Origin of the sequence: Nocardiopsis sp. CC223A (genome assembly GCF_030766825.1) — a bacterium.
In the GTDB taxonomy this organism is placed as follows: Bacteria; Actinomycetota; Actinomycetes; order Streptosporangiales; family Streptosporangiaceae; genus Nocardiopsis.
The window spans coordinates 12,953-35,962 of sequence record NZ_JASFDV010000071.1 but is presented as its reverse complement, the minus strand read 5'-3'; the positions used below and the strand labels follow the sequence as shown (position 1 = coordinate 35,962).

The following is a 23,010-nucleotide window of genomic DNA, read 5'->3' as shown; positions in this document are numbered from 1 at the left end:
GCGGTGGCCCTTTTGGAAACCTTCACCTCTGTCGCGAAGACCCCCTGGGGCCGGGCACCCCACTGGCGTGACACGGCTCGGGCTGAGCATTCCGGTCGGGTGGGCAACCCCCTGGGGTGCAGGGTCCCGGTTCTCCTCCCGGCTGGGGCCGGGGTTCCCGGGCGGGTGGGCAACCCCCCGGGGTGCAGGGTCCCGGTTCTCCTCCCGGCTGGGGCCGGGGATCCCGGGCGGGTGGACACCCCCCGGGGCGGGGGCGGCGCGACGCCCTCCGGCCCGGGGCTGAGCTTTCCGGTCGGGTGAACAACCCCCGGGGGCGAAGGAGACGCGACGCATTCCGGCTGGGGCCGGGAACTCCGGTGGGGGTAACCCCCTGGCGCCGGGCCGGGAGGAGCACCGCGGCCTGCACCCCTCTGTGTCCGGGACGGAGGCGATGCCCACCCCGGCCCCTCGGAGTCGAAGGAGACGATCCTCCCGCCGACCGTGGCCGGGCCCCCGAACAGCGCACCGGTCACCCCCCACAGCGTTGACAGGACACGGGCGGATACACAAGCGGACCGACCCGGCCCAGCCCGACCCGGACCGCGCAACACGACCACCACGCCCCCACCCCCCGCGCCCAAGGCCCGCGCAACGCCCTCCGGCTGTGGCAGGGCAGGGTGCGCAGGTGGGGCTGGGCGCCGGGGCTGTCGGGGTGGTGGGACAATTCACCCATGACGATTCCCATCCCCGCCGACCTGTTGGCCGCCGCCGAAGAGGCCAAAGGCTTCATGCCCACGGACGAGGGCACCGCGCTGTACGAGACCGCTCTCCGCTACGCCCCCGTCGGGCCCGTCGTCGAGATCGGTACCTACTGCGGCAAGTCCACGATCTTCCTGGGTGCGGCAGCCCGGACCGCCGGCGTGAAGGTGGTCACGGTGGACCACCACCGCGGGTCCGAGGAGCACCAGGAGGGTTGGGAGTACCACGACGCGGCGCTCGTCGACCAGGAGAGCGGAAAGTTCGACACACTCCCGCACCTGCGCCGGACCCTCACCCGGGCCGGCCTGGACGACGAGGTCATCGTCGTGGTCGGCCGCTCCGCCGAGGTGGCCTCGGTGTGGGGCACCCCGTTGGGGATGCTGTTCATCGACGGCGGCCACAGTGAGGAGGCCGCGCAGGCCGACTACGCCGGCTGGAGCCCGCACGTTGCACTCGGCGGGGCGTTGGTCATCCATGACGTCTTCCCCGATCCCGCGGATGGCGGCCGCCCGCCGTACAACATCTACCTTCGGGCCCTGGACTCCGGGAGGTTCCAGGAGGTCGCGGCGGTCGGTTCGATGCGGGTCCTGGAACGGATCGCCTGAGGCCGCCCGGGGGTATCCCCCGGGAACCTCCCGCCTCCGGCCCGGACGGGCCGCCCCCGGCCGAACGGGGCAACGGCCGCCCCGGGACACACCTGCATCGAGTAAGCCTTCGGTAAGAAGTCACCACCCGGTTAGGGATTCGGTCTTGACATGGTTACGGGCCGGTATCGTGTCGGGTAGGGGCGGAGCGATGGTGGCGTTATCCCCCGAAAGACCACTTCGGCCCCGATCTCGATTGAACCGATCCGGGGCTGTTGCGCGTCAAATACCAGGACGGCACCGTGCCGGACGTGATTTGCCATGGGGGCGGGGAGCTGAGCGAGAGCACGAACGGCGCGAGCGGGGCGGATGGGCAGCGCCCCGAGCAGGACGAGGACGTCGCGCCGGAGACCAACGACACCTCTACGGAGGAGCTGCCCGACGCCGGAGAGGACACGACCGGCGGTGCCCCGTCCACCGGTGGTGGCGAGGGCGCCGGTTCGGCGTCCGATTCCGGACCCATCACCTTCAAGACCAGCGGTACCCTCTTCCGCGAGCGGGTCGCGCAGGCCCTCGCGGAGCAGGGCTTCGACTCCGCCGCGAGGGAGGACGCAGAAGCATCGGGGAAGGCCGCCGCCGCGGCCGCGCCGGAGGTGACCGGAACCTCGGTGGCCGACGAGTCCGAAACGGCGGCCGCGGAGGTGGAGAGGGACGCCTCGGACGAGGACACCGTTCGGGAGCCCGGGATGCGGTCCTCCGGTGGGGAGGACGGCGCCGCGGCTCAGGCGGCCCCCGAGCCGGCCGCCGACTCCTGGTTCACACCCAAGGCGTCCAAGGCGCCCAAGGAGTCCAAGGCGTCCGACCCGGGCGACGGCACCGTGGCCGCCGACGACACGGCCGCGAAGACCACAGAGGGCGGTGCCCCCGAGGCTCCGTCCCGGACTCCTGCGGCACCCCCGGTTCCGCCCGTCGGGTCCGCGCCCGACCCCACGCCCGCGGCCGGTCCGTCCTGGGCCCCCGCGGCGCCTCCTGTCGCACCCGCCGCATCCGAGGTACCACAGGCCGCCGCCGAGTCCGTACAGGGCCCGGCGGCCACCGAGGAGTCCGCGGCCGAGGCCGGGGCGATGTGGCCGCGACCGCAGCGGCTGTCCAACTACGTCGGGGGTTCCGGCGGCGGGCGTCCGCCGCAGGGCCCGGGCGGGCCCACCGGCCCGGCCGGGCCCGCCGGGACCGGCCCCGGCAAGGCCAAGAAGAAGGGCAAGCGCAAGAAGCCGCTCTGGTGGCGGATCCTGCGCACCTTCCTGGTCGCCTCGGCGCTGATGGTCATCATCGCCTGCGGTGCCTTCGCGTACTTCTACACGACCGTCGAGGTCCCCGACGCCGCGAAGGCCGACGCCCTGGAGCAGGGTTCGACCTTCTACTTCGGCGACGGGGAGACCGAGTTCGCCTACCGCGGCACCGACCGCGACCCCATCACCTACGAGGAGATGACCCAGAACGGGGACCAGGTCGTCGAGGCCGTCATCTCCGCCGAGGACCGGGGCTTTTGGACCGAGCCCGGTGTCTCCGTGCGGGGCACCACCCGTGCCGTCTGGTCCACGGTCACCGGTCAGCAGGTCCAGGGCGGTTCCACCATCACCCAGCAGATGGTCCGCAACTACTACGAGGGCGTGTCCTTCGAGCAGACCGTCGCTCGGAAGATCCAGGAGATCATCATCTCCATCAAGGTCGACCAGAGCGAGACCAAAGAGTGGGTGATGGAGCAGTACCTCAACACCATCTACTTCGGTCGCCAGGCATACGGGATCCAGGCCGCCGCCCAGGCCTACTACGACAAGGACGCCAACGAGCTGACCCCGGAGGAGGCCGCCTTCCTGGCCGCCGCCATCCAGCAGCCGACGCCGTTCGGCGAGGCGGACGTCAACACCACACCGGAGATGGAGCAGCGCTGGCGCTACGTCGTCGACGGCATGGTGACCACGGGTGCCATCACCCAGTCCGAGGCCGACGGGATGGAGTTCCCCGCGCCGGTCGAGTACGAGCCCGGGGCCGGCAACGACCTGAGCGGTTACCGCGGCTACATGTACGAGGCCGCGATGCGGGAGCTGGAGGAGCTGGGCTACACCGAGGACCAGATCAACCGGCAGGGCTTCACGGTCGTCACCACCTTCGACCGGGACATGATGGACGCCGCCTACGAGGTGGTGGAGGCCGCCATCCCGCAGGAGGCCATCCCCGAGGGCGTCAACATCGGCATGGCGACCGTGGACAACGCCACCGGTGAGGTGCTGGCGTTCTACGGCGGCCACGACTACCTGGAGAACCAGTACGACAGTGCCCTGTTGGGCGGCGCCCAGGCCGGTTCGGCGTTCAAGCCCTACGTGCTGGCCACCGCGCTGGAGGAGGGTTACAGCCTCAACAGCTTCGTGGACGGCAGCGGCCCGCGGCAGATCCAGGGTGCCCGGATCCAGAACGCGGGCAACTCCGCGGGCGGGCCGATGGACCTCATCCAGGCCACCCGGGTCTCCAACAACCTCGGCTACGTCGAGCTGAACATGGAGGTCGGCTACGAGAACGTGCGCGACACCGCGTACGACATCGGCCTGCGTGAGGGCAGCATCGAGGACCACCAGCTGGTGCCCACGCTGGCGCTGGGGGTCTCCACGGTCCGGCCGATCGACCAGGCGGGCGCCTACGCGACCTTCGCCAACGGCGGCCGTCACGTGGACTCGCACGTGATCAAGTCGATCCTCAACGCCGACGGCGAGGAGGTGCGGCCCGAGGTGGAGTCCCGGCAGGCGGTCAAGGAGTCGACCGCCGCGGACGTCACCTACGCGCTGGAGCAGGTGGTCCAGGGCGGCACCGGTACCTCGGCGAACTTCTGGACGCATCCGGTGGCGGGCAAGACCGGTACCACCACGGACAGCGTCGCCGCCTGGTTCGTCGGGTACACCCCGCAGCTGTCCACGGCCGTGGGCGTCTACAACGAGAACAACCAGCGGTTCAGCATCCCCGGCTATGACATCTCCGGTGGCGGTGTGGCGGCGCCGATCTGGCGCGACTACATGCAGCGGGCGATGGAGGGGTACGAGCGCGAGGAGTTCCCCGAGCCCGCGTTCGCCGGGTCCACCCAGTACTGGGCTCCGGACCCGTCCACCCAGGCGCCGGAGGAGCCGGTGGAGGAGCTGCCGGGGGAGACCCCGGAGGACCCCGGCACACCGGAGATCCCGGAGGTCCCCGAGGTTCCGGAGGTGCCGGAGGACCCGGGTACGCCGCAGGACCCGGAGGTGCCGGAGTTCCCCGGTACGGGCGACGAGGACGACGGCAGCGGCGGCGAGGTCCCGCCGGGCCGCGAGGAGGGCAGGGTCTTCCCCTCGGACTGACCGGGCACGGAGAACGCGGAGGGGCCGCGGACGTCATCGTCCGCGGCCCCTCCGCCGTGTTCGACCGGTCTCACCCGTCCCAGGTGTGCAGGAACACCTGCGACCCCGGGGTGGTCCGGGTGAGGGCGTCCACGGCGAGGATCACGGCGGCGGTGGTCCAGGTGCTGCGCTCCACGGGCCAGCGCACCTGTTCGGCGAACTGGTAGCCGGTCCAGTAGATGCCGTCGTCGCCGTCGCGCAGGTGCTGCACCTCGCGCAGGATGCGCACGCCGTCGTCGGTCCGGCCCACGGCGGCCAGGGTCATGACCAGCTCGGAGGTCTCGGCGGCGGTCACCCAGGGCTGGTCGTCGACGCAGCGCACGCCCAGGCCCGGGACCACGAACCGGTTCCAGCGCTCGGCCAGGCGGGCGTGGGCGGCGTCGCCGCGGACGGCACCGCCGAGGATCGGGTAGAACCAGTCCATCGAGAACCGGCCGCGGTCGGCGAACAGTCCCTCGTCGTCGTTGATGAGGTCGGCCAGCCGGTCGGCCGCCTTGGTCCACTCCGGGCGGGGGCGGCCCAGACGCTCGCCCAGGGCGGCGCCGCAGCGCAGCGCGTGGTGCACGCTGGCGCACACGGTGAGCAGGGCGTGGTCGCCGGGGGACCCGTCCTCCCCGCGCGCCCACAGGATCTCCCCGTGTTCGCCGCGCAGGGCCAGCACGAACTCCAGCCCGTCCTCGACGACGGGCCACAGCTCCTCGGCGAAGGCCGTGTCCCCGGTGACGAGCAGGTGGTGGAACAGCCCGACGGCCGGGTAGGCGGCGTGGTTGGCCTCGCGCAGCTCGGTCACGGGCGCGCCCTGGCGGAACTTGGCGGGCCAGCCGCCGTCGGGATGGCGGGCGTCGGCCAGCCACCGGTAGGCGCGGCGGGCGGCCGCGGCGTGCGCGGGCTCCCACAGGCCGGTGACGGTCAGCGCCATGGCGCACTCGACGTGGTCCCACACGTCGGTGTGGCCGCCGGGGAACCAGGGCAGGGCTCCGGCGGCCTCCTGGCTGCGGGCCAGGTAGTCGGCGGAACGCAGCAGCTGTTCGGCGTCCAGCACGCCGGGCAGGCGCAGGGTGAGGTCGTCCGGTGCGGTGACGACGGACATCAGGCGGCGTCGAGCGGCTTGCGCACGTACACGATCACGCTCTTGCCGATGACCGGGTTGAGCAGGCGCTCGGCCACCCGGGTCACCTTGGGGGCCTGGAACATGTCCCAGACGAGCAGCTCGTGGTAGGCCTTGGCGAGCGGGTGGTCGTTGTTGTCGGTGCCCACCGCGCACTTGATCCACCAGTAGGGCGCGTGCAGGGCGTGCGCGTGGTGGTGCGGGCCGATCTGGAAACCGGTGGCCTTGAGTTTGGCCTCCAGCTCGGCGCGGGTGTAGATGCGGATGTGGCCGCCCTCGTTGGTGTGGTACTCCTCCGAGAGGGCCCAGCAGATGCGCTCGGGCAGGAAGCTGGGCACGGTCACCGCGGCGATGCCGCCGGGCTTGAGGACCCGGTACAGCTCCCGCATGGCGGCGGTGTCGTGCGGGATGTGCTCGAAGATCTCCGCGGCGATGACGCGGTCGAAGCCGCCCTCGTCGAAGGGCATGTCGAGGGCGTCGCCCTTGACGGTCTCGGCGGTGGCCGAGGCGGGGGCCTCGCCCTTCTCCTTCATGGCGGCGAACATGGTCTCCACGGAGGCCAGGTCCTCGACGTTCTGGTCGAAGGCGACGACGTCGGCGCCGCGGCGGTAGACCTCGAAGGCGTGGCGGCCGCCGCCGCAGCCCAGGTCGAGCACGCGGTCGCCCGGACCGACGGGGAACAGGGTGAAGTCGACGGTGATCAGTGGAGGCTCCCTCGTGTTCTGCGAAAAAGGTGCTCAGGCGCCGTTGGCCCGGGCGGGGGCGGGACGGCTGTCGCCGTCGGCGGGGCGTCGGCCCGTGACGGACGCGATCGTGGACGCGTAGCGACGGGCGGTCAGCTCGGCCACCGCGCGCCAGGTGAAGCGCTCCTGGACACGGCGCCAGGCGGCGGCGCCCATGCGTTCGCGTTCGGTGTCGTCGTCGAGGAGGCGGGCGAGTTCGGCGGCCAGCAGCTCGGGGTCGCCGGGGGCGATGAGGCGCCCTGCGTCGCCGTCGGTGCCCACGACCTCGGGCAGCGCCCCGGCGCGGCTGGCGATGAGCGGGGTGGCGCAGGCCATGGCCTCGACGGCGGGGAGGGAGAAGCCTTCGTAGAAGGAGGGGACGACGGCGATCTGCGCGGTGGCGATGAGTTCGGCCAGCGCGGTGTCGTCGATGCCGCTGACGAACTCGACCCGGTCGCGCAGGCTGAGTTCGTCGACCAGTTCGTCGGTGGGGCCGCCGGGGCGGGGTCTGCTGACGATGGTCAGGGTGACGTCGCGTTCGGTGGCGAGCTTGGCGGCGGCGCGCAGCAGGGTGGCGACGCCCTTGAGGGGGCTGTCGGCGCTGGCGGTGCACACGATGCGGCCGGGGACGCGCCGGATCTCGGGGCGCGGGTGGAAGTAGCGGGTGTCGACGCCCAGGGGGGTGACCTCCATGGCCTCGGGGGCCACGCCGAACTCGCGGGCGATGTCGTCGGCGGAGGACCGGGAGGGCACCAGGATCGGGTCGAGGCGGCGGGCCACCTTGGCCTGCATCCTGACGAACCCGTACCAGCGGCGCTTGGAGAGCTTCTGCCACCCCTGCGCCTCGTCGAGTTCGATGCGGCGGTCGACGCTGATGGGGTGGTGGATGGTGGTGACCAGGGGGATCCCGGCGGACTTGATGCCGAGCAGGCCCCAGCCCAGGGTCTGGTTGTCGTGGACGACGTCGAACTCGCCCAGGCGTCGGCGGAGTTCGCGGTTGGCGCGCAGGGAGAAGGTGAGCGGCTCGGGGAATCCGGCGGTCCACATGGTGGCGACCTCCAGGGCGTCGATCCAGTCGCGCCACTCGCGCAGCGGAGGGGCCACGAACGGGTCGGCGTCGTTGTAGAGGTCGAGGGAGGGGATCTTCTCCAGGGTGACGCCCTCGTCCAGGACGGGGTAGGGCTGGCCGGAGAAGACGGTGACCTCGTGTCCCAGTGCGGCCAGTTCGCGGGAGAGGTGGCGGACGTACACGCCCTGGCCGCCGACGTGCTGCTTGCTCCGGTAGGAGAGCAGGGCGACGCGCAGGGGGCGGTCGGGGTGCGGTCCCGTGCTTTTGCCCGACTGGGTCAAGAGTCCACCTCTTCGTTGGGTCGCGGGGGCCCGGCCGCCGCGGTGGCGGGGTGGTCGCCGCCGGGCGTCGAGCGCGCGGGTCGGGCCGGTGGCGGGTACGGGCGTCCCATATGTTACTCGTCAGTTGTGTTCGGGTCGGCCCCCGGGCCGGTTGGTAGGGATCCTATGCGGGGGCGTCGGGGCCGGTGACGGCGGCCCAGCGGGGCAGGTCGGGTGTGCCGGTGCGGGCGGTCAGCCCGCGCTCCTCGGTCAGGCGCAGGTGCGCCGCGGTCTCGGCGGCGGCCATGTGGCGGGAGCGGACGCTCATGTCGGCCCAGGGCCGACGCCAGGTGAGGCCGCTGGAGGCCTCCCACAGGGTGGCGGGGCCGGCGGCGCGGAGCAGTAGGAGGATCTCGGCGAGGCGCTCCTCGTGGTGCGCCACGATCTCCGCGGTACGGGTGTCCAGTCCGGTGAAGCGGCGTTCGTGTGAGGGAAGGCACACCAGCCGGTCGGCCCCGGGCAGGCCCCCGACGGCCCGCTGGGAGGCGAGGAAGTCGCCGAGCGGGTCGCCCTCGCCGGTGGTCAGCGGGAACCGCCCGACGTGCGGGGTGATGCGGGGCAGGACGTGGTCGCCGGTGAACAGGCGGCCGCCGTCGGCCAGGTGCAGGCACAGGTGGCCGGGGGTGTGGCCGGGGGTCCACACGGCGCGCAGGTCGCGGCCGGGCAGGTCCACGCGGGCGCCGTCGGCCAGGGGGAGGTCGGGGACGACCGGGGGAGGGGAGTAGCGGGGGCCGGCCAGGAGTTCGGTGACGTCCTCCGCGGGGAATCCGGCGGCGCGCATCTGGTCGGCCAGATCGTGCTGACGGGTGTCCTCGTCGCGGGCGAGCATGCGCTCGGTGACGGTGATGTCGGCGGGGTGCATGGCCAGCCAGGCGCCGGAGGCCTCGCGCAGCCGTCCGGTGAGCCCGGTGTGGTCGGGGTGGAAGTGGGTGAGGACGGCGCCGCGCACCTCCTCGACGGTGTGGCCGATCCGTGCCAGGCCCTTGACCAGGGCCTCCCAGGAGTCGTCGTGGTCCCAGCCGGTGTCGATGAGGACGGGGCCGTCGGAGCCGGTCAGGGCGTAGACGTAGGTGAAGCCGAGGGGGTTGCCGGGGATGGGCACCGGCAGGCTCCACACGCCGTCTCCGAGGTCCTCGACGGGGGGTGTCTCGGGCATGGGCGGCCTCTCACTGGAAACAGAATCGGATTCGATTCTAGAGTGGGGGGTGGGCGCCGGCCGCGGCCGGGCGGGTGTCCGGTGCCGGGGGGCACTCAGGGTGACCGCCGAAGGTGAACGGATCCGGTACGGGAGCGAAATAGAACATATTCTATAAATCCTGTACCAGCGTTCCTAAAAGCCCTGGGATGGTTTTGCAAGGCCGTTGCCACGCCGGTCAATGAGGCGTGGATCATGGAAGGGAACCGCTGCGCGAACGGGAAGCGGTTGGATAACGTGTTCTCATAAGGTCGGTGCTCCGGATGGGCTTCGGCCACACCTGGTAGCCCTCTCGGCGCCGCGGCGAGCAGTCGGCGCGCGACCGATGACGAATGGGAGAGATCCTGTGGCGGTGCAGGCGCCGATCGGAACCATGTCGCGAAGCCAGACCCAGCGACGCAAGCGCATCGTGCAGACCGCGGCGGCCCTGGCCGTGCGCGGCGGCGTCGAGGCCATGCAGATGCGCTCGGTCGCCGAACGGGCGGGGGTCGCCCTGGGCACCCTCTACCGCTACTTCCCCTCCAAGATGGACCTCGTCGTGGCCGTGGTCACCGAGGAACTCGACCTGCTGGAAGGCGGCATCGTCCGCCGTCCGCCCACCGCCGACACCCCCGCCGGCCGCGCCGTGGACGTCCTGCTGCGCGCCACCCGGGGGCTGATGCGCGAGCCGGAGCTGGCCGACGCGCTGGTGCGCTCGCTCATCATGGCCGAGGTCAAGATCGAGCTGGACGTCCGCATCACCGACCTGGTCTGGCGGGTGGCCACCGGATCGCTGGCGGTCGAGGGCGCCGAGGAGGGCGACCCCGACATCGACCGCGAGGGGGTGGGCTACGTGCTGGCCGGGTCGCTCACCAGCGTGTGGATCTTCGAGCTGGTGGAGGTCCTCAAGGGCCGCCGCGACGTGGACGAGGTCGAACGGCGACTGCACATCGCCGCCGAACGCCTCCTCGCCGCCTTCTAGGCCGTACCGTTCCGAACCCCCGTTTCGGTCGCCCTCAGGGTCGGCCTGCGGCCGACGGTGCTCCCCGCTCACGGGTGTGCGGTCACGGGCCTCTCCTCGAAGAGGTCCGCTCCGCGGGCCTTCGCGACCCCGCCGCCGCACCCCGGGCGTCAGCCGCCGCCCAGGAGCAGCCCCAGCAGACCGCCGAGCAGACCGCCTCCGCGATCGGACCCGTCGTCGTCGGGTTCCTCGCCGGAGGCGTCGTCGTCTCCGGGGCCGGGCGAGGGCGACTGTGACGGGGCCTCCCCCGCGGGCGGCTCCTCCTGGGACGGGTCGCCGGGGTCGCCCGGGGCGGCGGACGGGTCCTCCGACTCTTCGGGGCCGGTCTCCGCCGACGGGTCCTGCCCGGCCTCCGGTGAGGCGGGCGTATCCGGTACCGGGGCGGTGGGGGCGGCCTCGGGCCGGGTGTCGGCGGCGCTGGAGGCGGTCTCCACGCCGGTGAGCACCGAGCCGCTGGGGCGGGGGGCGTCCGGGCCCGTACCGATGACGGTGGCGGGGTCCTCCACGGCCCCCGCCCAGCCCCACAGCGCCATGGCCAGGGCGGCGGTGGCCAACCCGGCGATCACCGGCAGCGCCCGGCGCGAGCGCCGGGGGGCGGCCTCCTCGTCGTCCACGGCGCCCTCGGGTCCGGGCAGCGGGGCGCGGTGCTCCTCCCGGACCGGGTGGTCGGCGGTGCTCAGCCGGTCGCCCGGCAGGACCCGGGCGGGACGCGGCGCTCCCGCGTCGGCGTCCTCGTCCTGCTCGGCCGCGGCGTCGACGGCGTCCTCGGCGGCGCGGGAGCGGTGCAGCGGATAGCCCTCGGCGGTGAGCGGGTGCATCTCCCGGGCGATGCGGCGGCGCTCGTCGTCCAGGCCGGGGTCGGTGCAGGTGCCCACGACCCGGTCGCGCAGGCCCGGCGGCGGCCCCGGCGGGCGCAGCAGGGCCAGGGCGGTGGAGACCTCCTCCATCCGGGCGCGCCAGGCCACCGGGGAGGGCGGGCCCTCGTCCGCGGGCACGCGCTCGCGGGCGCGTGCGGCGTGCCGGGGGTCGCGGGCCTCGGCCAGGCCGTCGGCGGCGCGGCGCACCGCCGAGCGGGCCAGTTCGGCGCACAGGTCGTGGTCCAGGCCCAGGACCCGGGCGATCGCCGAGGCGGGCAGCGCGTGGCGCAGGTGGAGCTCGACCAGTTCGCGGTGGCTGGCCGGGAGGCGGGAGAACATGCGCGCGACCGGCTCCTCGGCGGGCACGGTGGCCAGCCGGGCGTAGGGGCACACGTGGACGAAGCCGCGGCGGCGGGCGGCCGCCCGCACCAGGGCGTACAGCCAGGAGGCGCGTTCGGCCGGGTCGGCCGGCCGTTCGGTCAGCGTGCGCGCGGCGACCAGGCCGTCGTGCACGGCGTCGGCGGCCCCGGGGCCCTCGCCCAGCAGGGACCAGGCGTACCGGTACAGGGCCGGCGCGAAGGCGTCGTAGAGCGCCTCGACCGTCTCCGGAGCCGGTTCGTCTCTTTCGTTGCCTCTGGTCACGATTCTCCCCCCACACCGCAGACGGTAGTGGGGGGAGTCGGGACGCGCGGGGGAATCCGGGGACTGTGGCGTGAAGGTGAGGTTTCTGTTACCTCACACCGGGTCGCCGGAGTCTCGCAAGGGGTGAGGGGACCGGCTCACTCGCCTCCGCGCGAGGGCGAGCCGATGGCGATCATGCGCTCGACGGAGCGGCGGGCCCGGTCCGCGGTGTCGGTGTCCACGGTGATCTCCGTGGTGCCGAAACGCAGCGAGTTCAGCAGCTTGTCGGCGTCGATCATCTTCATGTAGTGGCACTCGGCGCGCGAGTTGACCGCTTCGAACTCGGTCGTCGGGTTGGCGTTGCGCAGCTGGTGCAGCATGCCGGTCTCGGTCGCGATGAGGACCTTCTTGGCGGTGGTGTTCTCGGCCGCGGTGAGCATGCCGCCGGTCGACAGGACCTTGACGCGGTCCTGGGGGACGGCGCCGCTGCCGACCAGGTACAGGGCGGAGGTGGCGCAGCCGCACTCGGGGTGGACGTAGACCTCGGCGTCGGGCTCGGACTCCACGCGCCGGCGCAGGGTGTGGCCGTCGATGCCGGCGTGGACGTGGCACTCGCCCATCCAGATGTGGATGTTCTCGCGGCCGGTGACGCGCTTGACGTGGGCGCCCAGGAACTGGTCCGGCAGGAACAGGATCTCCCGGTCCTCGGGGATCGACCGGATGACGTCGGCGGCGTTGGAGGAGGTGCAGCAGATGTCGGTCTCGGCCTTGACCGCCGCGGTGGTGTTGACGTAGGCGACGACGACCGCGCCGGGGTGCTCGGCCTTCCACTCGCGCACCTGCTCGGCGGTGATGGTGTCGGCCAGGGAACAGCCGGCCTCGGGGTCGGGCAGCAGGATCGTCTTCTCCGGGGCCAGGATCTTGGCGGTCTCGGCCATGAAGTGGACGCCGCAGAAGACGATGGTGCTCGCGTCGACGGTGGCGGCCAGACGGGACAGGGCCAGGGAGTCGCCGGTGTGGTGGGCGACGTCCTGGATTTCCGGGCGCTGGTAGTTGTGCGCGAGGATGACCGCATCGCGCTCCTGCGCCAGGCGGTGGACCTCCGCGGCCCATTCCTGCCTGGTCATGGTGTCCGCCGGGGCGGTGACCGGTGCCATGTCCGTACTACTTCCTTGAGGCTGTGGGCGGGCGTGGGCGCCGCGCCGTGGCTGGTCGGTGCTGGGAGACAGGGTTTTTGTCTGTCAGGCACAAACCTGTTGCAGCTTAACATGTCGGGGAACGGAAGGGACAGGGTGGATATCCCGGAAGCAAACGGACAGGCGGTGGGCACCGTGGCCGAGGGCGCGGGTCTTTCGGCGCACGAGGCTCTCGCCGTCGTTCTCCAGATCCGCGCCGGGGAGCTGTGCGTCCTGCTGTGGCGCCGCGCACTGCCGCCCTGCGAGGGGGAGTGGGCGCTGCCCGGCGGCAGGCTGCGGGCCGACGAGAGCCTGGGCGCCTCCATCCGCCGCCAGCTCGCCCAGAAGGTCGACGTGCGCGATCTGTCACACCTGGAGCAGCTGGAGACGCGCAGCGACCCCGACCGCAACCCCCAGCGCCGCACCCTGGCCACCGCCTACCTGGGCCTGGTCCCGGCCGACATCGACCCCGTGGTGCCCGCCGACACCCGCTGGCACCCGTCCGGCGACCTGCCGCCGATGGCCTTCGACCACGCCTCCATCGTCCGCTCCGGGCGCCAGAGGCTGCGCGCCAAGCTCAGCTACACCAACGTCGGGTTCGCCCTGGCCCCGCCGGAGTTCACCATGTCGGAGCTGTCGGGCTACTACCGGGCCGCGCTGGGGCACGACGTGGCCGCCACCAACCTGCGCCGGGTGCTGCTGCGCCGGGGGCAGATCGAGGAGACCGGGCGCTCGGTGCCCTCGGGCCGGTCGGGCGGGCGGCCCGCCGCGCTGTTCCGGTTCCGGTCGCTGAGCTTGCAGATCACCGACGCCTTCGCGGTGCTGCGGCCCCCCGGGCAGGGCTCCGGGGGCTTGTAGACTTCCTCGACGTGGCTATTCGTACTGTGGTGTTCGATGTCGGGGAGACGCTGGTCGACGAGACGCGGATCTTCGCGCGCTGGGCGGACCGGTTCGGGATCCCGCACATGGCGTTCTTCGGCACCATCGGCGGTGTCCTGGCCGACGGCGGCACCCTCACCGACGGTTTCCGCCTGCTGGTACCCGGTTTCGACCTGGCCGCCGAGAGCGAGCGCTGGCGGGCGGAGGACCCGGTCGGCGAACGCGAGCACTTCGGGGAGAAGGACCTGTACCCGGACGTGCGGCCCGCGTTCGAGGCCATGCGCCGGGGCGGGCTGTCCCTGGTGATCGCCGGGAACCAGCCGCCCGAGGCCGGGCCCGCGCTGGAGGCGATGGGGCTGGGCGTGGACGGGATCGGCATCTCCGACACCTGGGGTGTGAAGAAGCCGCAGCCGGAGTTCTTCGACCGGGTCCTGGACCTGGCCGCCCCGGCCCGGCCCGGGATCACCGCCGGGGAGATCCTCTACGTGGGCGACCGGGTCGACAACGACGTGCTGCCCGCACGGCGGGCGGGCATGGCCACGGCCCTGCTGCGCCGGGGGATCTACGGGTACCGGCACGCCGCCTCGCCCGACGCGGGGCTGGCCGACGTCGTCGCCGACGACCTGCACGCCGTCGCGGAATGGGCCCTGGGCCGGGCCTGACGGCCCCCGGGCACCGCCCCGCCCCCGCTCCACGGCGGCGGCTCCCCCGTTCCCCCCTCCGGCGGACCGGAGAAGTGCGCAGTGGGGCGCTTCGGCCACGGTGTGAGTCCCTCCCGTTTGGCGGATTCGAACAGGGGTACCGTTGAACGGTCCGCCCCGGGGGTCCCCCCTCCCGCCAGGGGCCGCACCCGTACCATCAGCCCCGCCCCGGACTGGAGACCCCGATGATCACCTTCGAGGGCGCCGCCAAGCACTACCCCGACGGCACCGTCGCCGTCGCCGACCTCGACCTCACCGTCGAGACCGGCCGGACCACGGTCTTCGTCGGCCCCTCCGGCAGCGGTAAGACCACGTCCCTGCGGATGATCAACCGCATGGTCGAACCCACCCGGGGGACCGTCCGCATCGACGGTGTCGACATCCGCGACCGGGACCCCGCCCTGCTGCGCCGCGGCATCGGATACGTCATCCAGCAGGCCGGACTGTTCCCGCACCGCACCGTCCTGGACAACATCGCGACCGTGCCGCTGCTGGTGGGCACCTCCAGGAGGGCCGCCCGCGCCCGCGCCGCCGAACTCATGGAACTGGTCGGCCTCGACCCCGCCATGGGCCGCCGCTGGCCCCACCAGCTCTCCGGCGGGCAGCAGCAGCGCGTCGGCGTCGCCCGCGCCCTGGCCGCCGACCCGCCCGTCCTGCTCATGGACGAGCCCTTCAGCGCCGTCGACCCCGTCGTGCGCGCCGGACTCCAGGACGAGCTGCTGCGGCTCCAGCAGGAACTGCACAAGACCGTCGTGTTCGTCACCCACGACATCGACGAGGCCGTGCGCCTGGGCGACCGCATCGCGGTGTTCCGACCCGGCGGCGAACTCGCCCAGTACGACACCCCCGAGCGGCTGCTCACCACCCCCGTCGACGGCTTCGTCGAATCCTTCGTCGGCCACGACCGGGGCGTGCGCCGGCTGTCGTTCTTCCCCGCCCGGACCCTGCCCCTGCGCGACGACGTCGTCTTCGAGGACGACCTCAAGGTCGAGGACGTGCGCCACATCGCCGCCGAACACCCCTGGCTGCTGGTCGTCGACACCGACCGGACGCCCCTGGGGTGGATCTCCGAACGCTCCCTGGTCGGCGTCCCCTCCGGCATCCGGCTGAGCGAACTGGACACCGTCCCCTACGGGCACACGTTCACGGCGGAGACCGACTCCCTGCGCGCCGCGCTGGACGCCGCCGTGCTCTCGCCCGCCGGTCGCGCCGTCGGGGTGGACGGCGACGGCCGGGTGCTGGGCGTGGTCAGCCAGGACGAGCTCGGCGCCGCCCTGTGGTCGGTGGCCGAATGAGCGCCGGGGTCTGGGACTGGTCCCAGGGCGTGTGGGACTGGGCCGCGGCCAACTGGTACTTCCCCCAGGAGCCGGGGCGGGGCATCCGGCCCCGGCTGGTGGAGCACATCCGCCTGGCGTACGCCTCCATCGCGATCGGGCTGGCCCTGGCGATCCCGCTGGGCCTGGCCTGCGTGCGCTGGAAGGTGCTGTACCCGCCGCTGCTGACCGGCGTGAACGTGCTCTACGCCGTGCCCTCCATCGCCCTCTTCTTCCTGCTGCTGCCCTACACCGGGTTCAGCGACTGGACGGCGATCCTGCCGCTGGCCCTGTACACCCTGGTCATCCTGCTGCCCAACGTGGTCGACGGGCTGAACCAGGTGCCCGACCACGTGCGCCAGGCGGCCGTGGCGATGGGCTTCGGCCCGCTGCGCCGCCTGGTCCGGGTGGAGACGCCGGTGGCGGTGCCGGTCATCATCGCCGGGTTGCGGGTGGCGTCGGTGGCCACCATCAGCATGGTCAGCGTCGCCTCCCTGGTGGGCCTGGGCGGACTGGGGCGGCTCATCCTCAGCGACGGGTTCCGCCGCCAGTTCGACGCGCCCATCGTCGTGGGCGTCGTGCTCGTGGTGCTGCTCGCCTTCGCCACCGACGCCCTGCTGGTCCTGGCCCAGCGCCTGCTCACCCCGTGGGCGCGGCGCGACCGCCGGCGCGGCGGGCCGCGCCGGCGCCGCCGGGCCGCGGTGTCCCCCGTGGGGGCACCGGCCCTGGAATCGACGGCGGTCGCACCGCCGGGGAAGGGGTGACCGTGGAGATCCTCGACGGACTCATCACCTGGTTCGGCGACCCCGCACGGTGGAGCGGGGACTCGGGCATCCCCGCCCGGCTCGGCGAGCACGTGTACTACTCGCTGCTGGCCCTGGTGCTGTCGGCGCTCATCGCGGTGCCCATCGGCCTGCTCACCGGGCACACCGGGGTGGGCGGGTTCCTCACCGCGAGCCTGGCCAACTTCGCCCGCGCCCTGCCCACCATCGGCGTGCTGTTCCTCGTGGTCATGGCCGCCGGGATCGGCCTGGTCCCGGTCATCGCCGCCCTGGTGGCGCTGGCGGTGCCGCCGATCCTGGTCAACACCCACGAAGGCGTGCGCTCGGTCGACCCCGGGCTGCGCGACGCCGCCGACGGCATGGGCATGCGCGGTCGCGAGGTCCTGCTGCGCCTGGAACTGCCGGTGGCGCTGCCGCTCATCCTCATCGGGCTGCGCACCGCCGCCGTCCAGGTCGTGGCGACCGCGACCATCGCCGCCTACGTGGGCGTCGGCGGCCTGGGCCGCTACATCTTCGACGGCCAGGCCCAACAGAACCTGTCCATGATCCTGGGCGGTTCCGTCCTCGTGGTGGCGCTGGCCGTCGTCACCACACTCCTGTTCGCCGGGGCGCGCCGCCTGCTGGTCGCCCCCGGACTGCGCGCGCAGTCCGCGACCGCGCGGTGAGGGGCCCGCCGACCCGGCGGGCCGACGAGAGAGAAGGTTTCGAGAGATGAAGACACGGATCGCCCTCGCCGGGCTCCCCCTGGTGCTGCTGCTGAGCGCCTGCGGCGGCAGCGACCCCTTCGAGGAGGAGAACGGCGGCGGGGGCGGGGAGGGCGCCGGTTCCGGCGCCATCGTCGTCGGCTCGGCCGACTTCCCCGAGAGCGCGCTGCTCGCCGAGGTCTACGGCCGCGCCCTGGCCGCCGAGGGGTTCGAGGTGGAGTACCAGCTCAACATCGGCAGCCGGGAGGTGTACTACTCGCAGGTGGAGTCCGGCCGGCTGTCGGTGTTCCCGGAGTACAACGGCGGCATCCTGGCCTACCTCGACGACCAGGCCCCGGTGGGCACCGCGGAGGAGACCAACGCGGCCATCACCGAGGCGCTGCCCGAGGGCCTGGAGATCCTGGAGTCGTCCGAGGCGGAGAACAAGGACTCCGTCACGGTCACCCCGCAGACCGCTGAGGAGTACGACCTGGGGAGCATCGCCGACCTGGCCGAGGTGGCGGGCGACCTGGCCCTGGGCGCCCCGCCGGAGTTCGAGACCCGGCCGCAGGGCGTGCCGGGCCTGGCCGACACCTACGGCGTGGAGTTCGGTGAGTTCCGGGCCCTGGACCCGGCGCTGATCCCGCAGGCGCTCACGGACGGGGACGTGCAGGCCGCCAACCTGTTCACCACCGACCCGCAGATCGCGGCACAGGGCTTCGTGGTCCTGGAGGACCCGGAGAACCTGTTCGGCGCCCAGAACATCACCCCGCTCATCAACTCCGAACAGGTGGACGAGGACGCCCGCGGCGTGCTGAACGCGGTGTCGGCGGCGCTCACCACCGAGGAGCTGACCGCGCTCAACGAGCGGATCATCATCGACAACGAGGAGGCGGCCGACGTCGCCCAGGAGTGGCTGGAGGTGCAGGGCCTGGCCTAGGCGTACCGATCTGAGAGGTCGGTAACCCGGGAAGTGGGAGGGCCGCTGATCGCCTCCGTACGCCCGTGCCCGGACCGGGCGGTCCGGGCACGGGCGTACGGGGTCCTGCGCCGCGGCGCCGTCAGTCGACCGGGCGGTAGCGCCCGGCGCGGCGCACCAGCGCCGGACCCGTGCCGCGCACCGCGGGCAGAGCGGTCACGGCGGCGAAGAACACCGTGTGGTCGCCCACCTCGACGTGGTGCAGTACCCGGCACTCGAACGCCGCCAGGGCCTCGTCCAGCACGATCGCCCGGGTGTGCTCCCCGCGGTGATGGGCCAGCCCGGACACCAGCCGCCGGGCGCTGGGCCGGCCCTCGGCGGAGAACCGGCCCGCCAGCGCCGTCTGGCCGCCGCCGAGCACGCTCACCGCGAACGCACCGACCTCCCCGATCACCTCGGCCACGTACCCGTCGGAGTCCACGCTCACCGAGACCACCGGCGGATCGGCCGAGACCGACCCGAAAGCGCTCACCGTCGCCCCGATGTCGTCCCGGCCGTCGGCGACGGTCACCACCGTGACCCCGACCGGCAGCAGCCCCATCGCGTCCAGGTACGGACCGGTCGCCACCGGGTCGCCCATCCCGCCACCCCCGCTCGTTCGTCCGTTGTCGTTCCGATCCTCCCGCACCCCGCCGCCCTCTCGGGCCGCGGCCGCGCCCCTCCGGTGGCCGGGCACGTCCTCGGCGCGGCGCCGCCGCACCCGCCCCGCCGCCGGGGCACCGGGGCGGGGCACGGTACCGCGGCGGCTACCGCAGGCGGCCGGGGTCGGGCATGGTGAGGGCGCCGGCCTCGGGCAGCCCCAGGGCGGCGGCGACGTGGCGCAGCGGACCCCAGGCGCTCAGGGAACTCTGCGGCTGGGCGGCGGCCGGGTCCTCGCTGGACTCGTGCGGACGCAGCCGGTCCAGCGGGTTCTGGCGCGGGAACGGGCGCAGCGGCAGCGCGCGGCCGCCCGCCTTCTCCCGGGCGATGCGCACCGCCGTCTCCAGCCCGCCCAGGGTGTCCACCAGGCCGCGCTCGGCGGCGTCCCGGCCGGTCCACACCCGGCCCCGGGCCACCTCGTGCACCTCGTCCCGGCTCATGCCCCGCGCCGCGGCGACCTTGCCGGTGAAGTCCTCGTACACCCGGTCCAGCAGGTTGTCGACCCGCTCCCACTCCGACTCGCTGAACGGCCGGTCGGTGTCGAACATCCCCGCGTGCTCGCCGACGGCCACCGCGTCGCTGGTGATCCCGTACCGTTCCAGCAGCGGACCCAGCACCGGCTTGCCGACGATCACGCCGATGGACCCGGTCAGGGTGCCCGGCTGGGCCACGATCGCGTCCGAGGCCAGCGTCACGTAGTAGCCTCCCGACCCGGCGACGTCGCCCATCGTCACCACCACCGGGATGCCCGCCTCGCGGGTCAGCTCCGCCTCGCGGCGGATGGCGTCGGAGGCCGTGGGGGACCCGCCCCGGCTGTCCACCCGGAACACCACCGCCTTGACGTGCGGGTCCCGGCGGGCGGCCCGGAACGCGGCGGACACCGTGTCCGACCCCATCACCGTGCCGCCGCCCAGCGGTGAGCGGCGGGTGCGCCCCAGGCTGATAGTCCCGGTGGCGGTGATCAGCGCGATGTGGTCGGCGCCCCCGCCCAGCCGCGGGCGCGGCCCCGGGGTGTTGCGGCGGTGGTACCGGGTGACGAAGGCGAGCCGCGGCTCGGCGCCGTCCCGCCCGCGCGCCCGGGACAGCAGGTCGGCGTACACCTCGTCGCGGTAGGCCAGGCGGTCCACCAGCCCGTGCCCGACCGCCTCGGCGCCCATGAACGGCCCCTGCGAGACCAGGGCGCGCACCTCGTCGGCGGAGAGCGGGCGGGCCGCGGCCACACCCTCGACCAGCTGGTCGCCCAGCGAGGTGACGATCCGCTCGGTCGCCTCGCGGTGCGCGTCGGTGAACCCGGTCTCGGTGACCCCGTTGAGCGCGTTCTTGTACTCGTACCGCTTGCCGACCTCGTAGCCCAGGCCCAGCTTGTCCAGGGCGCCCCTGACGAAGGTGCTCTTGAGCTGTAGGCCGGTCAGCCCCAGCATGCCGGTGGGCGCCATGACGATCTCGGAGAACGCGCAGGCCAGGTAGTAGGGCAGGTTGCCGTCGCCCGCCTCGCCGAAGGAGTCGGCCCAGGCCAGGGCGGGCTTGCCGGCCGCGCGGAAGTCGGCGATGCACGCGCGCAGCTCCTGCACCTTGGCGAACCCCAGGGAGCGGGCGTCCACCCGGACCAGCAGCGCGGCCACGTCCGGGTCACGGGCGCCGCGGCGGATCCCCTCCACCACGTCCAGGTAGTGCTGCCGCCGACGGTTGACGAGCTGGCCGATCGGATCGCCGGGGGCCTCGTCGGCGACCCCCTCGGTCAGGTCCAGTTCCAGTACCAGCGGTCCGTCCCGGCGGGGCCCGAACCGGTCGAGGGACAAGGGTTGCGTGATCTTCGCGAGGTCCACCATGGCCCCAGGGTAGTCGGCCGCGCCCCGCCGGGTCGGGTGTCCGCGGCCGCCTGTGGACAACGGGGAACGGGGGCGCTCCGCGCCCGCGCGGGGAGGGGTCCCCGGGTGTCCCGCGGTGGGGTGAGTATTCCCTGAACATGCCCTAAGGTCGACTGTGTTCTGACCAGCGGAACGCACGGTTCGAGAGGGACGAGGCGATGGCGGGCATCCACGGGCGAGGGGATCGGACGCGCGGCGCGCGCGCCGCGGGAGCGGCGGCCGCGGCGGTCCCCCTGCTGCTGCTCACGGCCTGCTCCGGGGGTTCCGGTGACGGGGGCGGCGAGGAGACCGGCCTGGAGCTCGGCGCCAGCGGTGTCGTGCCCGCCGTCGAGCCGCCCGGCCCCGAGGGGTTCACCCCCCAGACCCTGGACGGCATCACGATCGACATGCCCGAGGACTGGGAGATCCAGAAGGAGGGCGGCAGCCTGTGCGCCAGCCCGCCCGGGCAGGCCGCCTGCGCCTACGGGTCCATCCGGCTCACCCCGCGGGCCGCGGAGAGCAACCCCGACGAGTGGCCCAGGAAGGGCGAGGCCCACGCCGAGGACGACGGCTGGGCGGACGACACGAGCAGTTGCCGCAGCCTCAACACCGCGGGCTCCGGCGGCATCGGCGTCTCCGGGGCGGAGCTGACGGTCTCCGACTTCACCACGCACGCCAACGACCTCAAATCCCACCACTCCGTGTGGCGGGTGACCTGCGCCAACGACGAGACCTTCGAGGTGCGCATGTGGTTCCTGCCGATCAGCGACGTGCTGCTCTACGTGTGGTCGGCCGACTCCCAGTACGACGCCGTCTACGACCAGGTGGCGGCCTCGATGAACACCGACGGCCACGGCGACTGAATCCCGGGCCGGTGGGCCGGTTCGGGTGTCCACCGGGTGTCCGGAGGCCGTAGGGTCGTAGTCGTCACCGCTTCGATGCGGTGACTGGTTACAGGCGACGGCGTGAATCGGGGTGCATGCACTGGTGACCGGCATCGGAGCGGCGGGACAGTTGGTTCAGTACACGCTGGAGAACGGGATGCGTCTGGTGACCGCACCCGCCTCCACCGGTCAGGTGGCCGCCGTGAACCTGTGGTACGGGGTCGGGTCCCGCCACGAGGTGCCCGGCCGGACCGGGTTCGCCCACCTCTTCGAGCACCTGATGTTCCAGGGCAGCGGCAACGTCGCCAAGGGCGAGCACTTCGAGGAGATCGAGCGGCTGGGCGGCGACATCAACGCCTCCACCTCGACCGACCGCACCAACTACTACGAGACGGTCCCCGCCCACGCCCTGGACCGCATCCTGTGGCTGGAGGCCGACCGCCTGGCGACCCTGCGCGAGGGGATGACCCAGGAGGTGCTGGACAACCAGCGCGACGTGGTCAAGAACGAGCGGCGCCAGCGCTACGACAACCAGCCCTACGGGACCGCCCTGGAACGTATCCTGCGCCTGGCCTACCCCGAGGGCCACCCCTACCACCACCCGACCATCGGCTCCATGGCCGACCTGGACGCGGCGGACCTGGACTACGTCAAGTCCTTCCACAAGGCCCACTACGGCCCGGACAACTGCGTCATCACCGTGGTCAGCGAACTGGACCCGGAGGACGTGCGGGCCCGGGTGGAGAAGTACTTCGGGGACATCCCGGCCCGCGAGGACGTCCCGCAGGCCCCCGACCCGGTCCTGCGGGCCCCGCTGGGCGGCCCGCTGCGCGACCTGGTCGTGGAGACCGTCCCGGCCGCCGGGGTGTTCCTGTGCTACCGGGCGCCCTCCTACGGCGAGCGCGGGTTCGACGTCGCCCACCTGCTCTCGGCCGTGCTGGGCCAGGGCCAGGGCAGCCGCCTGTACCGGTCCCTGGTCGTGGACCGCCCCATCGCCGCCGACGACGGCGGTGCCGCCGCCGACGTCCTGCCGTTCCGCTACACCGACAGCCTGCTGCTGGTGAACATGCTCGCCCGCGAGAACGTGGACGGCGACACCCTGGAGGCCGAGATCCTCGCCGAGGTCGCCAAGGTCGCGCAGGGCGTCACCGAGGAGGAGCTCGACCGGGCGCGCGCGGTCCTGGAACGGGACCACCTACAGTCCATCTCCGGCCCCGCCGGGCTGGCCGACGCGATCAGCTCCTGCACGCAGCTGTTCGACGACCCCGAGCTGGCGCTGACCTGGCCCACCCGGTGGCAGGACATCACGGTCGAGGAGGTGCGGGCCGCCGCCGAGCGGCTGCTCGTCGACGAGAACCTGCTCGTCGTCCGGTTCGACCCCGAGCCCGCGGCGGACGCCCGGGGCCCGGAGAGCACAGCCCCGGAGGCCGGGGAGCAGGCCTCCGCCGCGGCCACCGCCGACGCCTGAGTCCCGCCGAGCCACCACAGAAAG

19 protein-coding genes are annotated in these 23,010 nt (G+C 73.1%); 11 read left to right on the top strand and 8 right to left on the bottom strand.

Annotated features, from left to right (window positions below):
* Positions 1 to 710: 710 nt before the first annotated feature.
* On the top strand, positions 711 to 1,343 hold the full coding sequence (locus QJS33_RS23855; protein ID WP_306370297.1) for a class I SAM-dependent methyltransferase: 633 nt from the start codon (positions 711 to 713) through the stop codon (positions 1,341 to 1,343).
* A gap of 281 nt (positions 1,344 to 1,624) precedes the next feature.
* Positions 1,625 to 4,705: a transglycosylase domain-containing protein gene (locus QJS33_RS23850; protein WP_306370296.1), complete on the top strand. Its 3,081-nt coding sequence runs from the start codon at positions 1,625 to 1,627 to the stop codon at positions 4,703 to 4,705.
* A gap of 70 nt (positions 4,706 to 4,775) precedes the next feature.
* Here QJS33_RS23850 and QJS33_RS23845 read toward each other — a convergent pair whose 3' ends face one another.
* The 4 genes from QJS33_RS23845 to QJS33_RS23830 form a co-directional block, all read right to left on the bottom strand.
* Entirely contained in the window at positions 4,776 to 5,834 is a 1,059-nt protein-coding gene (locus QJS33_RS23845; protein ID WP_306370295.1) for a prenyltransferase, read from the bottom strand.
* Entirely contained in the window at positions 5,834 to 6,556 is a 723-nt protein-coding gene (locus tag QJS33_RS23840) for a class I SAM-dependent methyltransferase (protein WP_306370298.1), read from the bottom strand. Before QJS33_RS23840 ends, QJS33_RS23845 begins: the two co-directional genes overlap by 1 nt.
* Positions 6,557 to 6,589: 33 nt before the next feature.
* Positions 6,590 to 7,924, bottom strand: a complete 1,335-nt coding sequence (locus QJS33_RS23835; protein WP_306370294.1) for a glycosyltransferase family 4 protein — start codon at positions 7,922 to 7,924, stop codon at positions 6,590 to 6,592.
* A gap of 163 nt (positions 7,925 to 8,087) precedes the next feature.
* On the bottom strand, positions 8,088 to 9,119 hold the full coding sequence (locus tag QJS33_RS23830; protein WP_306370293.1) for an MBL fold metallo-hydrolase: 1,032 nt from the start codon (positions 9,117 to 9,119) through the stop codon (positions 8,088 to 8,090).
* Between the two features lie 385 nt (positions 9,120 to 9,504).
* Here QJS33_RS23830 and QJS33_RS23825 point away from each other — a divergent pair, with 385 nt between their 5' ends.
* Entirely contained in the window at positions 9,505 to 10,119 is a 615-nt protein-coding gene (locus tag QJS33_RS23825) for a TetR family transcriptional regulator (protein WP_306370292.1), read from the top strand.
* 149 nt (positions 10,120 to 10,268) lie between these two features.
* Here QJS33_RS23825 and QJS33_RS23820 read toward each other — a convergent pair whose 3' ends face one another.
* Together QJS33_RS23820 and nadA are read right to left on the bottom strand one after the other, a co-directional pair.
* Positions 10,269 to 11,657 carry a sigma factor gene (locus QJS33_RS23820; RefSeq protein ID WP_306370291.1) on the bottom strand — a complete coding sequence of 463 codons (1,389 nt, stop codon included), beginning with the start codon at positions 11,655 to 11,657 and terminating at the stop codon, positions 10,269 to 10,271.
* A 137-nt stretch (positions 11,658 to 11,794) separates the two neighbouring features.
* Positions 11,795 to 12,793 carry a quinolinate synthase NadA gene (gene nadA, locus QJS33_RS23815; RefSeq protein ID WP_306370290.1) on the bottom strand — a complete coding sequence of 333 codons (999 nt, stop codon included), beginning with the start codon at positions 12,791 to 12,793 and terminating at the stop codon, positions 11,795 to 11,797.
* Positions 12,794 to 12,928: 135 nt separating this feature from the next.
* Between nadA and QJS33_RS23810 the strand changes: the two genes are divergently transcribed.
* The 6 genes from QJS33_RS23810 (at position 12,929) to QJS33_RS23785 (ending at position 18,109) form a co-directional block, all read left to right on the top strand.
* Positions 12,929 to 13,669, top strand: coding sequence for an NUDIX domain-containing protein (locus tag QJS33_RS23810; protein WP_306370289.1), 741 nt, complete (start codon positions 12,929 to 12,931; stop codon positions 13,667 to 13,669).
* Positions 13,670 to 13,680: 11 nt separating this feature from the next.
* Complete coding sequence (locus QJS33_RS23805) at positions 13,681 to 14,352, top strand: HAD family hydrolase (RefSeq protein ID WP_306370288.1); 672 nt, start codon at positions 13,681 to 13,683, stop codon at positions 14,350 to 14,352.
* Between the two features lie 224 nt (positions 14,353 to 14,576).
* Positions 14,577 to 15,686 carry an ATP-binding cassette domain-containing protein gene (locus QJS33_RS23800; RefSeq protein ID WP_306370287.1) on the top strand — a complete coding sequence of 370 codons (1,110 nt, stop codon included), beginning with the start codon at positions 14,577 to 14,579 and terminating at the stop codon, positions 15,684 to 15,686.
* Positions 15,683 to 16,468 (top strand): ABC transporter permease, encoded by a 786-nt coding sequence (locus QJS33_RS23795; RefSeq protein ID WP_306370286.1) that lies wholly within the window; start codon positions 15,683 to 15,685, stop codon positions 16,466 to 16,468. The genes QJS33_RS23800 and QJS33_RS23795 overlap by 4 nt, the downstream gene beginning before the upstream one ends.
* 2 nt (positions 16,469 to 16,470) lie before the next feature.
* A complete protein-coding gene (locus tag QJS33_RS23790) occupies positions 16,471 to 17,151 on the top strand; it encodes an ABC transporter permease (protein ID WP_306370285.1) in 681 nt (226 codons plus the stop codon).
* 46 nt (positions 17,152 to 17,197) lie between these two features.
* Positions 17,198 to 18,109, top strand: coding sequence for an ABC transporter substrate-binding protein (locus QJS33_RS23785; RefSeq protein WP_306370284.1), 912 nt, complete (start codon positions 17,198 to 17,200; stop codon positions 18,107 to 18,109).
* 121 nt (positions 18,110 to 18,230) lie between these two features.
* Here QJS33_RS23785 and QJS33_RS23780 read toward each other — a convergent pair whose 3' ends face one another.
* Positions 18,231 to 18,728, bottom strand: a complete 498-nt coding sequence (locus tag QJS33_RS23780) for a flavin reductase family protein (RefSeq protein ID WP_306370283.1) — start codon at positions 18,726 to 18,728, stop codon at positions 18,231 to 18,233.
* A gap of 166 nt (positions 18,729 to 18,894) precedes the next feature.
* A complete protein-coding gene (gene sppA / locus QJS33_RS23775) occupies positions 18,895 to 20,616 on the bottom strand; it encodes a signal peptide peptidase SppA (protein WP_306370282.1) in 1,722 nt (573 codons plus the stop codon).
* A 197-nt stretch (positions 20,617 to 20,813) separates the two neighbouring features.
* On the opposite strand from sppA, the gene QJS33_RS23770 reads away from it, so the two are divergent.
* Together QJS33_RS23770 and QJS33_RS23765 are read left to right on the top strand one after the other, a co-directional pair.
* Positions 20,814 to 21,497: a hypothetical protein gene (locus tag QJS33_RS23770; RefSeq protein ID WP_306370281.1), complete on the top strand. Its 684-nt coding sequence runs from the start codon at positions 20,814 to 20,816 to the stop codon at positions 21,495 to 21,497.
* Positions 21,498 to 21,621: 124 nt separating this feature from the next.
* On the top strand, positions 21,622 to 22,986 hold the full coding sequence (locus QJS33_RS23765) for a pitrilysin family protein (RefSeq protein WP_306370280.1): 1,365 nt from the start codon (positions 21,622 to 21,624) through the stop codon (positions 22,984 to 22,986).
* The last annotated feature ends 24 nt before the right edge of the window (positions 22,987 to 23,010 follow it).